The sequence below is a fragment of the Asticcacaulis aquaticus genome (genome assembly GCF_028550415.1).
GTDB classification, from domain to species: Bacteria; Pseudomonadota; Alphaproteobacteria; order Caulobacterales; family Caulobacteraceae; genus Asticcacaulis; species Asticcacaulis aquaticus.
Window position 1 is genome coordinate 344,322 of the sequence record NZ_JAQQKX010000001.1, and the last position, 12,090, is coordinate 356,411.

Below are 12,090 nucleotides of genomic sequence, written 5' to 3' on the forward strand. Positions count from 1 at the left end.
AGAGCGGGCGCTATAGACGATAAGAGCAAGGAGCGCAAGGGATTATCGCGCCTTCACCGCTACATTCGCAGCAGAAGGAACGGGTATTAAGTTTTGACCACGAAAAACACGAAAAGCACGAAAAAGATGCGTTTTCTCTTGCGCGAAGCGCCTGAGATTTGAGCCGCAAAAAGGTAAAAGGCCCTTCGGGCAAAGGCGTTTCAATCTGCTTTTTCGTGATTTTCGTAGTCAAAGACTTAAACTCGCCCACACACTCCGCAGACGTTCATTCTACCGGGAACAGGCCATCGGCATAGGCTTTGCCGTGATAGCCCTTGATGCCGATCTGACGCGCCAGAGAGCTAACCGGATCGTCGCCGCGTCTCAAACGCTCGATCAATGACGCAAAGTCGTGTTTGGGCTGCCAGCCCAGATCGCGGCGGGCACGGGCGTTGACATAGACGCGATCCAGCCGCTCCGGCATCCGCCAGACACGCGACGCAAACACCTCTGCATAATCGACATAGCGGCGCACGACGTCCGGCACATGATCGCGCAAGGCTACGAGGTCCGAGGACTGAAATGGCGTCGTGGCGCTGATGATATATTTGCCGAAACCGATGTCGCCGACCCGCTCGATAGCCAAGAGATGCGCGCTGACCGCGTCCTCTATATCGACGCGGCGATAGAGATATTCGACGACCTTGAGGTTCGTATCGTCAAAAGCCTCACGCGCCGCCTTCGAGTCATCCGGCTCCGGAAAGAAACGCGAGGTGCGCAGGACAATGCACGGCAGGCCGTGATTGCGATGGAACAACTGGCACAGGTCTTCGGCGGCGGCCTTGGTGACGCCGTAGATATTCTTGGGTGCCGGCACAACGTCTTCCGTGATCCACGCGGCAGGCTGCCCCGGCGGTGGGATCAGCGCGTCGCCGAATACGCTGGTGGTCGAGGTGAAGACGAACGCCCTCACCTGCCGCGCCGCCCCTTCCTCCAGCAGGTTCAGCGTGCCGGTGATATTGGTGTCGATGAAGTCCTGACGGCTGTGGGTCGCCACGTGCGGCTTGTGCAGGGTCGCGGTGTGCAGCACGGCCTCGACGTCCGCCATGCAGCGCGCCAAAAACGCCCGATCGGCAATCGAGCCCACGTGATCGGTAAACACCGACGGCAGGATATCGACACCGACGACATCCGCGCCACGTTCCCGAAGCATCCGCATCAGGGCCTCGCCCAGATGCCCTGAACTGCCGGTCACCAGTATTTTCATCGTACGCTTTCCAGACAAAACAAAACCCACGCTGGCCGCGCCAGGTGGGTTTCGTCAACGCATAAGATATGCGCTAAAATCACCTATCGCCGACGCCATACTGACGCGCAGCCTGTACGTTCTCCATAGCTTCAAATTCATAACGTCCATAGGCGTAAGGGAGTTTAGCCTGCATTTCATGGAATAGGCTTCTGGCGTCAGCATAGGACAAACCGGCCCGGCTATCCTGAGACAAGTGGTAATCTTCTTGAGTAAGAAATGCCGCACGGGCTATGTCTTTAAATGAGCCCGAAACATCCAATGAGGTGAGGACTGCCTCCACCTGTCCGACTGTGTAGAACTCGGACTTGCCCCACCCCTTGCGCAGGGCGGCAGGCACATATCGGGCGTATCGCCGCGCGGCCCGACGCAATCTGAAGCGCTCAAACCATCCCATGATCATCCTCCACGTCGATCATAACACACCCTGATCTGAAACAGAAAACCCTGCGCAGAGGCTCTGCGCAGGGTTCAAAATCTTCAAAAGTCGAAGGCCTTAGCCAGCCGTCTTTTCGACCTGACCGAATTCCAGATCGACCGGGGTGGCGCGACCGAAGATCGACACCGACACCTTGAGGCGGGCGTGTTCCTGGTCGACGCTTTCGACCACGCCGTCGAACGAGGCGAACGGGCCGTCGGTGACCTTGATCTTTTCGCCGATGTCGAACGACAGGACGACCTTGGGCTTTTCGGCGGCGACTTCGACATTACCGACGATGCGCTGGACTTCTTTTTCGCTGACCGGCACAGGCTTCAGGCCCGAACCGAGAAAACCCGTGACCTTCGGCGTATTCTTGACGAGGTGGTAGGCTTCGTCGGTCATTTCCATCTTCACCAGCACATAGCCGGGGAAGAATTTGCGTTCCGAGTTGAACTTGCGGCCGCGGCGGATTTCGACGACGTCTTCTGTGGGGACGAGGATTTCGGAGAACTTGTCCTCAAGGCCCTGCGACTTCGCCTGCTCGCGCAGGGATTCAGCCACCTTCTTCTCGAAGTTGGAATAGGCGTGGACGATATACCACTTGTGGCGGGGATTGGGAGCCAGAGTGGCTTCGAGCGTTTCGGCCATAAGATTAGCGTCCGATATTGATAAGGAAGTTGACCACGAATCCGAGGCCACCATCGACTATATAGAAGAACACGCAGGCCACCAACACCATGATGAAGACCATGACGGTCGTGATCCAGGTTTCCTTGCGCGAGGTCCAGGTGATCTTGCGCGCTTCCTGGCGCACTTCCTGAATGAACTTGGCCGGGCTGGTGCGCTTCTTCGGGGTGACAGTGTCCGTGCCGGCGGTACGTGCCGTGGTCACGGGGGCGACGCTGACCTTGCGCGCGCTGTCTGCCGTGGTCGTCGAAGTCGGCTTTTTGGCCATGAGCTGCAGTTCCAAAAGTTTTTTGAACAACAGAAATGAGGCCGGAAACGCGAATTTCAAGCCTCACTTCGAAAGTGAAGGTCCCGGCTTTACAGAAAAAAACGGAAACCTGAATAAATGGCAGGGGCAGAGGGACTCGAACCCACGACTTCCGGTTTTGGAGACCGGCGCTCTACCAGCTGAGCTATACCCCTTCAGGTCATCGGCGTAAGGCCTGAGGCCGCGCGCAAATCTCTGAGAGGGCAGCCGTTTATCAGTGGTTTATCTCAAGGGCAAGCCACGGCGGTGCAAAATCCACCGAAAAAGCGGCATGGCAACAAAAAAGAGCGCAGCCACACGACGGTGACTGCGCTTTTCAGGTTTGGAGAACCAGAGAAATGCAGGATCACAAGGGATCAGGCCTTTTCCTGGATCGCCGCCGGGACGTGATGAACCGGCGGAGATATTGGCGTCGCAATCCTTATAGGGATTTACCGCGACAAATTCTGTCAGTTACCGATGTGCACGTTGCCCGAACCCATGACGCTTTTCGACACCCGGCCCGTCACCTTGCGAATCGTCACGTCACCGGCGCCGACAACCGAAAGCTCGACGTCCCGCGCCTCGCCGTTGAAGCGCACATTGCCCGAACCGGCGATGCTGACCTCGACCTTGGGCGAGATGCCCTTATCGATCTTCACATCGCCCGACCCACCGATAGCGATTTCGACCGGGCCATTGATTTCGTTCACATTGATCGAGCCCGAACCGCCGATGGCCCCTTCCAGCTTGCCAACGCGTCCGGCATAGACATCGCCCGAGCCGCCGACGGCGATTTCCGCCTCGCCGACATTGCGCGCCCGTACCGTGCCGGACCCACCGATGCTCAGTTCGGCCTTTTTCTCGACATCGTCCACGCTCCAGTCGCCGCAGCCGCCCAGCGCAAACTCCAGCGACCGCGTGGCACCGATGCGGCCATAGACCGCGCCGCCCGCGGCCACCTTGGCGTCACGCGGTACGCGGATATGGATCACCGGCAGGTCGTTCTGGGCGAAGGTGCCCTTGCCGTTGATGCGGGCATTGCCACCGGCGCAATGGACGCTCTTGCCCAGTTGCCCGTTGGCGATCAGGCGGTCGCCGCGCGTCGCGATCAGGATTTTCGGCAGTTGCGCCTTGCCATAGGCCACGGTCAGTTTGACGTCGCTACGGTCTTCCGGCGTGACGATGACGCGGGCGGCCACATTCTTGAGTTCGACCTCGGTGGCGGCATGGGCCTGTGCGGCCGCCAGCGCCAGCGTGGAGACGGCAACGCCCGCCAGTACGGATTTGATCATTTCGTTAGCCCCTAAATGGATCTGATGAAACGATTTTGCCGCACGGCGGGCGCCTGAGACAACTTAATTAGCTGTCATGAAGCACTTGTAATGTAACGAAGTGTCTCGGGACCTACTCCGAATCCTTAAGCTTGCGGGCGAAGAAGTCGAGATAGAGCCGGTAGCGGAACAGGTTCTTAGCATTGCCGCGCACGCCGTGACGCTCGCCGGGGAACAGCATCAGTTCGAACGGGATCGACTTCTTTTGCAGGCCGTCGATGACCCGCGTCGTGTTCTGCAGGATCACATTGTCATCGGCCATGCCGTGCATCAGCAGCAGGCTGTTCGGCTTGAGATTATCAAGACGGTTGACCACATCATACTTCGCGTAATTCTCGGCATTGGCCTGCGGCATCGACATATAGCGCTCGGTATAGGCGGTATCATACAACCCCCACTCGGTCGGCGGCGCGCCGGCGGCCCCGGCGACGAACGGCGTATCCTTGGCCGTCAAGGCCATCAGGGTGACGAAGCCGCCCTGCGACCAGCCCATCATGCCGATCTTGTCCGCCTTCACGTAAGGCAGGGTTTGCAGCCACTTGCCGCCCGCGATCTGGTCGTCGATGTCCGCCCCGCCGAACGACTTATAGATGGCGCGCTGGAACTTGACCGAGCGATTGGGCGTCCCACGGTTATCGAGGACGAAGACGATGTAACCGGCCTCCTGAAACAGGCGATTGGCCGGTGAGACCCAGGCGCGCTTGACGTCCTGACGCGCCGGACCGCCGTAGATCGAGACGATGACCGGATATTTCTTCGCCGGATCGAAGCCCTTGGGTTTCAGCATCAGCCAGTGCAGGGTTTCACCATCGGCGGCTTTCATCGTACCGAATTCCGGCGCGCTGTAGCTGTCCTTATAGGCGAAGTACGGATGCTTGTCGGTGTAGGCGTTTTCCTCGATCCAGCGCACGCGCTTGCCGGTCGAGTCATAGAGCGCAGTCTGCGACGGCGTCGCCGGGTCGGAATAGGTGCCGATAAAGGCCTTGCCATTACCCGCGACATCGGTCGCCCACCAGCCGCCGTCCTTGGTCAGGGCGACCGGTTCGGCGGCCTTCGTATAGGCGACCTTGTACAGGCCCATTTCGATCGGCGTTTTGTACGACGCCTCGAACCATACCTCGCCCTTGGCCTCGTCCAGAGCCGCGACCTTGGCGACCGGGAAGTCGCCGTGCGTCACCTGCCGGACCAGCTTGCCCGCCTTGTCATACAGATAGAGGTGGTTGTTGCCGTCGCGTTCCGACGACCAGATGAAGCCGCCGTCTTTCAGCAGACGCAGGTCGTTGTGCAACTCGACCCAGGTGTCCGAAGTCTCGCTGAGCACGGTTTGCGCCGCGCCGCCAGTCGCCGAATATTTCAGCAGATCAAGGGTTTGTTGATTTCGGCTCAGGCGCTGAACATAGATCGACTGCCCGTCCGCCGCCCAGTTGACGCGCGCCAGATAGATGTCCGTATTGGCCCCCAGATCGAGCGGCGTATCGGTGCCGGTCTTCATATCGTGCACGAACAGGCTGACGATGGCGTTGGGGCGTCCGGCCTTGGGGTAGCGCTGATCGATGATTTTCGCGCCCGTACCGCTGATCTCAAAGCGCTCTACGATATCGACGGGGGTTTCATCGACCTTGGCATAAACGATCTTGCTACCGTCCGGCGACCACCAGTAACCCGTATAACGCCCCAGTTCTTCCTGCGAAATGAACTCGGCCACACCATAGGAGATCACCCCCTCGCCCTTCGGCGAGACGGCAATTTCCTTGCCGGTAGCCAGATCCTGCACATAAAGCGTCTGATCGCGGACATAGGCGACCTGGCCCCCTTTCGGATTCAGCTTGGCATCGACCTCGTCGCCTTCGGTTTGCGTGGCGCGGGTAATTTTCTTCGTGGCACGATCGACGATGTAGATATCGCCATCGAGCGGCACCAGAATCGACTTCGACGACGAGTCCCAGTCATAGGCCACCACACCGCGCGCCGAAACGCGCATCCGTTCGCGCCGCGCCTTTTCGGCTTCGGACAGTTCCTTGCCCGCCGACGACAGGCTGTCGGCATCGACCAGCACGTAAGGCTCCCCGCCCTTGACATCGACCGCCCACAGATCCTGCACCGTAGCATTGCTCAGTTTCGGCTTGAGAAAGGTCAGCAATGTGCCGTCCGGCGACAGCTTGGCCCCCACCGCCTTCGGCCCCGACAGGTCCGGATCGGCGAACACGCGCTCCGGCGTCAGGGTGGCTTGCGCGGCGGCGCTCATCGGCGAAAACATCAGCGTGACTCCGAGCAGCGCGGCGGCAGCGGTGGCGGTTTTGAACATGGAAATATCCCGGAACTTTTTTGACGCGCATCTCCTCCGAAAACCGGTGGCCACTTTTCGGGATGCGCTCGATGCGGGAGGCTAGACCTATCACGCCGCAACGGTCAAGCGGTTACGTCGGTTACTATTCCGAAGGCCGAGACAACACATAGAGGGCGCACAGGGCGCATACCCCCGCCGGCACCCACATCCATACACCGCGCAGGGTGAAAAACCCGATCAGCGACGACACCGTCATGCCGCCGACCGCCGCGATCTTGGCCGTGCGGCCGATGACGCCGCGCTCGCGAAAGGCCTTGATCGGCGGGCCGAATTTCGGATGCGCCATGATCCTGCGCTCCCATTCGGGGTTGGAGCGCGCGAAAATCACCGCCGCGATAATCCAGAACACCGTCGTCGGCATGACCGGCAGGAACATGCCGATGATACCGAGCGCCACGAACAACAGACCGAGAATGTTCAGAACTATTCGCATTTGCAGAGCATAGCCTCAATTTTCATCATACGCATCTGCAATCTTGTCGCAGCCCTCCCGACAAGTTTACCGGCGGCGGCCTTTTGAATGAACGGCGTTATGGTAAATTCGTCCGATACAAGAGTCGGCCCGCAGCGTGAGAGGCCGAACGGGAGGAACCATGAATATCATAGACACTTTGCTGAACCCCAATGGACGCCTGTCCCGACTCGGCTTCTGGGCGTGGACGATCACGCTCTTCCTGCTGATAAGCGTCGTGGCGTTTCTGAATACGTCCTTGCTGTCCAACAGCCTGCCGACCTCTGTTGAAAGCCTGCAAGCCCAGCCTTTGGGGCCGTGGCTGGTGCTGGCCGTGCCGCTGACCTGGATCGGTTTCTGCCTGCTGGCCAAGCGCTGGCACGACCGCGGCAAGTCCGGCTGGTGGAGTCTGTTCGCCCTGATACCGGTTGTGGGGCAGCTCTGGGCGCTGATCGAATGCGGCTTTCTGGCCGGGCAGCGGGGCACGAATCGTTTCGGGCCGTCACCCGACGGCTATCGCGCCCGGCTGTCGTCCTACCGGCTGGAGGACATGCCCGAAGACATGCCCTGAAACGACAGAAGCGCCTGAATTCAGGCGCTTCTGGTTTAATGTGCCGCTTTACCGCCGTGCGTGAAGTGGTCGATATCCTTTTGCGTGATGTCCATGAAGTCCGGCACCACCTGATTATATTCATCGACCTTTTTCAGATCGACGACGACGTCACGGTGACCTTCCCAGATCATGTTGCACGCCACATAGAGGATGACGGCCAGACCGACGAAGCCGATCCAGCGGAATTTGTGCAGGACCTTGGCGATAAAGTGCGAAGCGACCCCCATCAGGGCGATGGCAAGGATCAGGCCGAAGACCATGATTTCCGGATGCTGACGCGACGCCCCGGCCACCGCCAGCACGTTGTCGAGCGACATCGAGAGGTCGGCAATCAGGATTTGAATGACGGCAGTCTTGAAGCTCTTGGTCTTGGCGGGGGTGGCTGCGGCGCCGCCCATGCTTTCGCCATTGATGTCGGCACCGGTCGCGTCTTCGAGGTTGGCCTTGGCGCGGGCTTCGGCTTCCTGCTCGTGCAGTTCGCGCCACATCTTCCATGCGACCCACAACAGCAGCAGACCGCCCGCGAACAGAAGCCCGACGACGCTCAGCAACTGCGCCGTGATAAGCACGAAGCCGATGCGCATGATGACGGCGGCGATCAGGCCGTAAAGAATGGCCTTCTTGCGATCGTGCGCCGCCAGACCCGCTGCCGCCAGACCGACGGCCACGGCATTATCGCCCGCCATGACCAGATCGATAAACACGACCGAAAAAAAGGCCGAAACCTGAGACAGGAAATCGGGGCTGCTGAGGATGTCCATGCGGTCGCGCTCGTTACGAATGAAAGGAGGATGGCTCCTGTCCTAGATTTGCGCCGCGCCCTTGTCCAGAGGGTTAAGAGCGCATTCCGAAAAGTGTGCAGCGGTTTTCGGAATCAAATGCGCGAAAAAGACTATTCTGCAGGGATAATCTCGCGACCGAGGCTTTCATACAGCGCAATCGATGTCGCGTGGCTGACATTGAGGCTCTCGAATCCGCCGGGCATGGGGATCTTGACCAGAAAATCGCAGTGTTCGGCCACAAGGCGGCGGATGCCCTCGCCTTCCGAGCCCATGACGATGACCAGACCGCGCGGGCTGCCCTGACCGCGCCAGACCTGCTGCTCAAGGACGGCTTGCAGGCTGTGTTCGGCCTCACCTGCCATGCCCAGCGTGACGAAACCATTTTCCGACAGCGCCTCAAGCGCCCGCGACAGGTTGGTCACGCGCGCAAACGGCACCATATCCATCGCGCCCGCGGCCGTCTTGGCCAGCACGCCCTGCATGACCGGCGAATGGCGATCCTGCATGATCAGGCCCGCCGCCCCGAACGCCGCGCAGGTGCGGAAGATCGCGCCGATATTCTGCGGATCGGTGACCTGATCGAGCATGATAATGACCGGGGTCGGACGATTGAGGGCCAGCTCCATCAGCGAATCGATATCTTCGCCGTCCAGCGGCGGGGCATTGAGCGCGATGCCCTGATGGACCGCGCCCTGCGGCAGAAAGCTGGAGAACTCCGCCATTTCGGTCAGGCGCTGATGCACATCACCGCGTTTCAAAGCCCCCGCAAACAGGGTTTTCTGCCGCTCCGCCGTCAGATAAAGCCGGATCGGCCCCTTACGCGACAAATTTTTAAGCGCCGCGTCGACCGCGTGCAGGCCCCACACCCACCCATCTTCGCTGGCCTTAGGCTTTTGAAAAGACTGAGATTTCGAAGGACGCCCACCGTCCTGCATCACGGGGCGCGCAGGCCCCTTATCGCGACTTTTCCCCTGAAAACCCGATTTTTTGTCGAAGTTTTGCCCCTTGCGCGCCTTAGGGTCGTTGCGTTCGCGATTTGATGACACTATAAGACGCGCTCCGATTTGAGGCCGGGAAGGCTTTTGGGTCGATTGGGCGCCCTCTTTACTGCGGGCATCCACAGAAACCAAAAAGTTTTTTCGTTTTTGGGCTTGTTCTTTTGCGAAAGATTGAGTTTAAGGACGACCGGTTTTGAGACACCGTGCGTTTGGGGGAATGTCCCGAGCGGCAAAGGGGGGGGACTGTAAATCCCCTGCGTAAGCTTCGCAGGTTCGAGTCCTGCTTCCCCCACCATCGCACAGTCTCAAAACCCTTTCCCTACAGCTTCGGATCATCCCTGTACGAACCGCATGGCACCATGCGTTCGAAACGGGCGGGTATAGCACAATGGTAGTGCAGCAGCCTTCCAAGCTGAGGATGTCGGTTCGATCCCGTCTACCCGCTCCAGAAATTTTTGAAACCCTTAGCCCGCTTTGGGCAAATTGGAGCCTGGACCTATGGCCAAGGAAAAATTCAACCGCAGCAAGCCGCACTGCAACATCGGCACGATTGGTCACGTTGACCACGGCAAGACGACCCTGACGGCGGCGATCACGATGACGCTGGCGAAGTCGGGCGGCGCGACGGCGAAAAAGTACGAAGACATCGACGCGGCGCCGGAAGAAAAGGCCCGCGGCATCACGATCAACACGGCGCACGTGGAATATGAGACGGAAAACCGTCACTATGCGCACGTCGACTGCCCGGGTCACGCCGACTACGTGAAGAACATGATCACCGGCGCGGCTCAGATGGACGGCGCGATCCTGGTCGTTTCGGCCGCTGACGGCCCGATGCCGCAAACGCGCGAGCACATCCTGCTGGCCCGTCAGGTCGGCGTGCCGGCCCTGGTCGTGTTCATGAACAAGGTCGATCTGGTCGACGACGAAGAGCTGCTGGAACTCGTCGAAATGGAAGTTCGTGAACTTCTGTCGTCGTACCAGTTCCCGGGCGACGATATCCCCATCACCAAGGGCTCGGCCAAGGCCGCGACCGACGGTGTAAACCCGGAAATCGGCGAACAGCGCGTTCTGGAACTGATGAAGACGGTTGACGAGTACATCCCGCAGCCGGCGCGTCCGATCGACCAGCCGTTCCTGATGCCGGTTGAAGACGTGTTCTCGATCTCGGGCCGTGGTACGGTTGTGACCGGCCGCGTCGAGCGCGGTATCGTTAAGGTCGGTGAAGAAGTCGAAATCGTCGGCATCCGTCCGGTTCAGAAGACGACCTGCACGGGCGTCGAAATGTTCCGCAAGCTGCTCGATCAGGGTGAAGCTGGCGACAACGTCGGCGTTCTGCTGCGCGGCACCAAGCGCGAAGACGTCGAGCGCGGCCAAGTGCTGTGCAAGCCGGGTTCGATCACCCCGCACACCAAGTTCATCGCCGAAGCCTACATCCTGACGAAGGAAGAAGGCGGTCGTCACACGCCGTTCTTCACCAACTACCGTCCGCAGTTCTACTTCCGCACGACCGACGTGACGGGTATCGTGAAGCTGAAGGAAGGCGTCGAGATGATCATGCCGGGCGACAACGCCGAGCTGGACGTCGAGCTGATCACGCCGATCGCCATGGAAGAGAAGCTGCGCTTCGCTATCCGTGAAGGCGGCCGTACCGTCGGCGCCGGCGTCGTGGCCAAGATCCTCGCCTAATTGCGATGATCTAAGGCAAGGGGCCTCAGGCCCCTTGACCCCATGACAAACGAAACCAAATGAAAGCCCGTTGAGTTACCTCAGCGGGCTTTTTTTGTTGTTCTCCCTCCTCCCTATCGAGCATAGCGATGATGGGGAGGTGGTTTTTGCCGCAGGCAAAAAGACGGAGGGGGCGCGAAGCGCTACTGAACAATCCTGAACCAGTAGCTGTAATCCCGAGCGACGCCCCTCACCTTCACATTGGTGATGCTGACGTCATAATAGACGCCGTATTGCAGCACCGGGGTCTGGACCTGCAAATTGTTCGGCATCCCGAAACCGTAAGTGTCATAGGCGATTTTCCCAAGCCCGATCGCACCCCCGCCACGACGCGTAATGGTCACCTTGGCGGCCGAATAATCGACCGCCTGATTGTTCCAGCTTGAGCTCGTGTCGATGATCGCCGCGAATGACAGCAGCGCCTTGGGATCGAAATATCTGGCCGGATAGTCGCCCTGTGGATAGGCGACAAACTCGACCTTTGCCATCGTCGCGCCATTGGACGGATAGATGACCTTGATCGCCGAACCGTCGGTCATGCCGCCCGCCGTAGGACCGCTCACCCGACCGAAGGCGATTTTCTTCAGGAATGGATCGAGCAGCCAGCGTCGGTGTCCCACACTATCCGGCACGGCGTTCCGGGCCTCGGTCACCCAGCCGATGACAATATCCTCGGTCGTATCGAAGCCCAGATAAGGCGAGATCAGCCCGCCATGCAGATTACCACTCTGCGCCCCCTTCACGCCCGCCTCGCTGTAGCAACGCCAGCTTTGCGGTGGCAGGTGGCTCAACTGCCCATTGGCCGCCGTCATCAGCGAAATCTGCATGACCTCTTCATCGCCCGCCGGGTCATAAACCACCGGCGGCAAGGCGTGCAGACGGCGGATATCGTTGACCGTATCGAGCGCCTTTTGTTTCTCCGCCGCCGTCAGTTCACCCGCCTTGCAGCCGCCGATATCCGGCGCGACGCGATAAAGCGCCGCCGCTTTCGACGCATAGGCGGGGTCCTGCGCGGCCGCCTGACCGGCGATCAGTGCAGACATTATGGCTAAGGCGGAAACGCGCTTTTTCATGGAAATCCCCTTCATACCGGGGACTTTGGCACACGGCCACCGATGCCAAAACCCACGTTCAGGGGTTAGCGCATAAAAAGAGACC

12 protein-coding genes and 3 tRNA genes are annotated in these 12,090 nt (G+C 59.7%); 4 read left to right on the plus strand and 11 right to left on the minus strand.

The features are described 5' to 3' along the window. Positions 1-265: 265 nt before the first annotated feature. The 8 genes from PQU92_RS01685 to PQU92_RS01720 form a co-directional block, all read right to left on the minus strand. Positions 266-1,246 carry an NAD-dependent epimerase/dehydratase family protein gene (locus PQU92_RS01685; protein ID WP_272746481.1) on the minus strand — a complete coding sequence of 327 codons (981 nt, stop codon included), beginning with the start codon at positions 1,244-1,246 and terminating at the stop codon, positions 266-268. Between the two features lie 79 nt (positions 1,247-1,325). Further along, complete coding sequence (locus PQU92_RS01690) at positions 1,326-1,682, minus strand: DUF6559 family protein (protein WP_272746482.1); 357 nt, start codon at positions 1,680-1,682, stop codon at positions 1,326-1,328. 99 nt (positions 1,683-1,781) lie between these two features. After that, positions 1,782-2,354 (minus strand): transcription termination/antitermination protein NusG, encoded by a 573-nt coding sequence (nusG, locus tag PQU92_RS01695; protein WP_272746483.1) that lies wholly within the window; start codon positions 2,352-2,354, stop codon positions 1,782-1,784. Between the two features lie 4 nt (positions 2,355-2,358). Next, positions 2,359-2,661 carry a preprotein translocase subunit SecE gene (gene secE, locus PQU92_RS01700; RefSeq protein ID WP_272746484.1) on the minus strand — a complete coding sequence of 101 codons (303 nt, stop codon included), beginning with the start codon at positions 2,659-2,661 and terminating at the stop codon, positions 2,359-2,361. Between the two features lie 118 nt (positions 2,662-2,779). Continuing rightward, positions 2,780-2,855: transfer RNA gene (locus tag PQU92_RS01705), tRNA-Trp, on the minus strand. Between the two features lie 294 nt (positions 2,856-3,149). Next, entirely contained in the window at positions 3,150-3,974 is an 825-nt protein-coding gene (locus tag PQU92_RS01710; RefSeq protein ID WP_272746485.1) for a GIN domain-containing protein, read from the minus strand. A gap of 112 nt (positions 3,975-4,086) precedes the next feature. Continuing rightward, a complete protein-coding gene (locus PQU92_RS01715) occupies positions 4,087-6,318 on the minus strand; it encodes a S9 family peptidase (RefSeq protein WP_272746486.1) in 2,232 nt (743 codons plus the stop codon). Positions 6,319-6,442: 124 nt separating this feature from the next. Continuing rightward, complete coding sequence (locus tag PQU92_RS01720) at positions 6,443-6,793, minus strand: YbaN family protein (RefSeq protein ID WP_272746487.1); 351 nt, start codon at positions 6,791-6,793, stop codon at positions 6,443-6,445. Between the two features lie 160 nt (positions 6,794-6,953). Here PQU92_RS01720 and PQU92_RS01725 point away from each other — a divergent pair, with 160 nt between their 5' ends. Further along, complete coding sequence (locus PQU92_RS01725) at positions 6,954-7,382, plus strand: DUF805 domain-containing protein (protein WP_272746488.1); 429 nt, start codon at positions 6,954-6,956, stop codon at positions 7,380-7,382. Between the two features lie 35 nt (positions 7,383-7,417). Here the strand turns inward: PQU92_RS01725 and PQU92_RS01730 are convergent, their stop codons facing one another. Both PQU92_RS01730 and rlmB read right to left on the minus strand, forming a co-directional pair. Continuing rightward, positions 7,418-8,185, minus strand: a complete 768-nt coding sequence (locus PQU92_RS01730; protein WP_272746489.1) for a YjbE family putative metal transport protein — start codon at positions 8,183-8,185, stop codon at positions 7,418-7,420. Positions 8,186-8,316: 131 nt separating this feature from the next. Beyond that, positions 8,317-9,252: a 23S rRNA (guanosine(2251)-2'-O)-methyltransferase RlmB gene (gene rlmB / locus PQU92_RS01735; RefSeq protein ID WP_272746490.1), complete on the minus strand. Its 936-nt coding sequence runs from the start codon at positions 9,250-9,252 to the stop codon at positions 8,317-8,319. Positions 9,253-9,415: 163 nt separating this feature from the next. On the opposite strand from rlmB, the gene PQU92_RS01740 reads away from it, so the two are divergent. The 3 genes from PQU92_RS01740 to tuf all read left to right on the plus strand — a co-directional run bounded on the left by PQU92_RS01740 (position 9,416) and on the right by tuf (position 10,893). Further along, a tRNA-Tyr gene (locus PQU92_RS01740) sits at positions 9,416-9,499 on the plus strand. Between the two features lie 79 nt (positions 9,500-9,578). After that, positions 9,579-9,652 (plus strand) — tRNA-Gly (locus tag PQU92_RS01745). Between the two features lie 50 nt (positions 9,653-9,702). Beyond that, positions 9,703-10,893 (plus strand): elongation factor Tu, encoded by a 1,191-nt coding sequence (tuf, locus tag PQU92_RS01750; protein WP_272746491.1) that lies wholly within the window; start codon positions 9,703-9,705, stop codon positions 10,891-10,893. A 182-nt stretch (positions 10,894-11,075) separates the two neighbouring features. Here the strand turns inward: tuf and PQU92_RS01755 are convergent, their stop codons facing one another. Then, positions 11,076-12,005 (minus strand): CAP domain-containing protein, encoded by a 930-nt coding sequence (locus PQU92_RS01755; protein ID WP_272746492.1) that lies wholly within the window; start codon positions 12,003-12,005, stop codon positions 11,076-11,078. Positions 12,006-12,090 lie beyond the last annotated feature (85 nt).

Excerpts from the sequence above, each read along its gene's own strand:
- PQU92_RS01685 (WP_272746481.1), bottom strand. The coding sequence starts at position 1,246 with ATGAAAATACTGGTGACCGGCAGTTCAGGGCATCTGGGCGAGGCCCTG.
- PQU92_RS01690 (WP_272746482.1), bottom strand. The coding sequence starts at position 1,682 with ATGGGATGGTTTGAGCGCTTCAGATTGCGTCGGGCCGCGCGGCGATAC.
- nusG (WP_272746483.1), bottom strand. The coding sequence starts at position 2,354 with ATGGCCGAAACGCTCGAAGCCACTCTGGCTCCCAATCCCCGCCACAAG.
- secE (WP_272746484.1), bottom strand. The coding sequence starts at position 2,661 with ATGGCCAAAAAGCCGACTTCGACGACCACGGCAGACAGCGCGCGCAAG.
- PQU92_RS01710 (WP_272746485.1), bottom strand. The coding sequence starts at position 3,974 with ATGATCAAATCCGTACTGGCGGGCGTTGCCGTCTCCACGCTGGCGCTG.
- PQU92_RS01715 (WP_272746486.1), bottom strand. The coding sequence starts at position 6,318 with ATGTTCAAAACCGCCACCGCTGCCGCCGCGCTGCTCGGAGTCACGCTG.
- PQU92_RS01720 (WP_272746487.1), bottom strand. The coding sequence starts at position 6,793 with ATGCGAATAGTTCTGAACATTCTCGGTCTGTTGTTCGTGGCGCTCGGT.
- PQU92_RS01725 (WP_272746488.1), top strand. The coding sequence starts at position 6,954 with ATGAATATCATAGACACTTTGCTGAACCCCAATGGACGCCTGTCCCGA.
- PQU92_RS01730 (WP_272746489.1), bottom strand. The coding sequence starts at position 8,185 with ATGGACATCCTCAGCAGCCCCGATTTCCTGTCTCAGGTTTCGGCCTTT.
- tuf (WP_272746491.1), top strand. The coding sequence starts at position 9,703 with ATGGCCAAGGAAAAATTCAACCGCAGCAAGCCGCACTGCAACATCGGC.
- PQU92_RS01755 (WP_272746492.1), bottom strand. The coding sequence starts at position 12,005 with ATGAAAAAGCGCGTTTCCGCCTTAGCCATAATGTCTGCACTGATCGCC.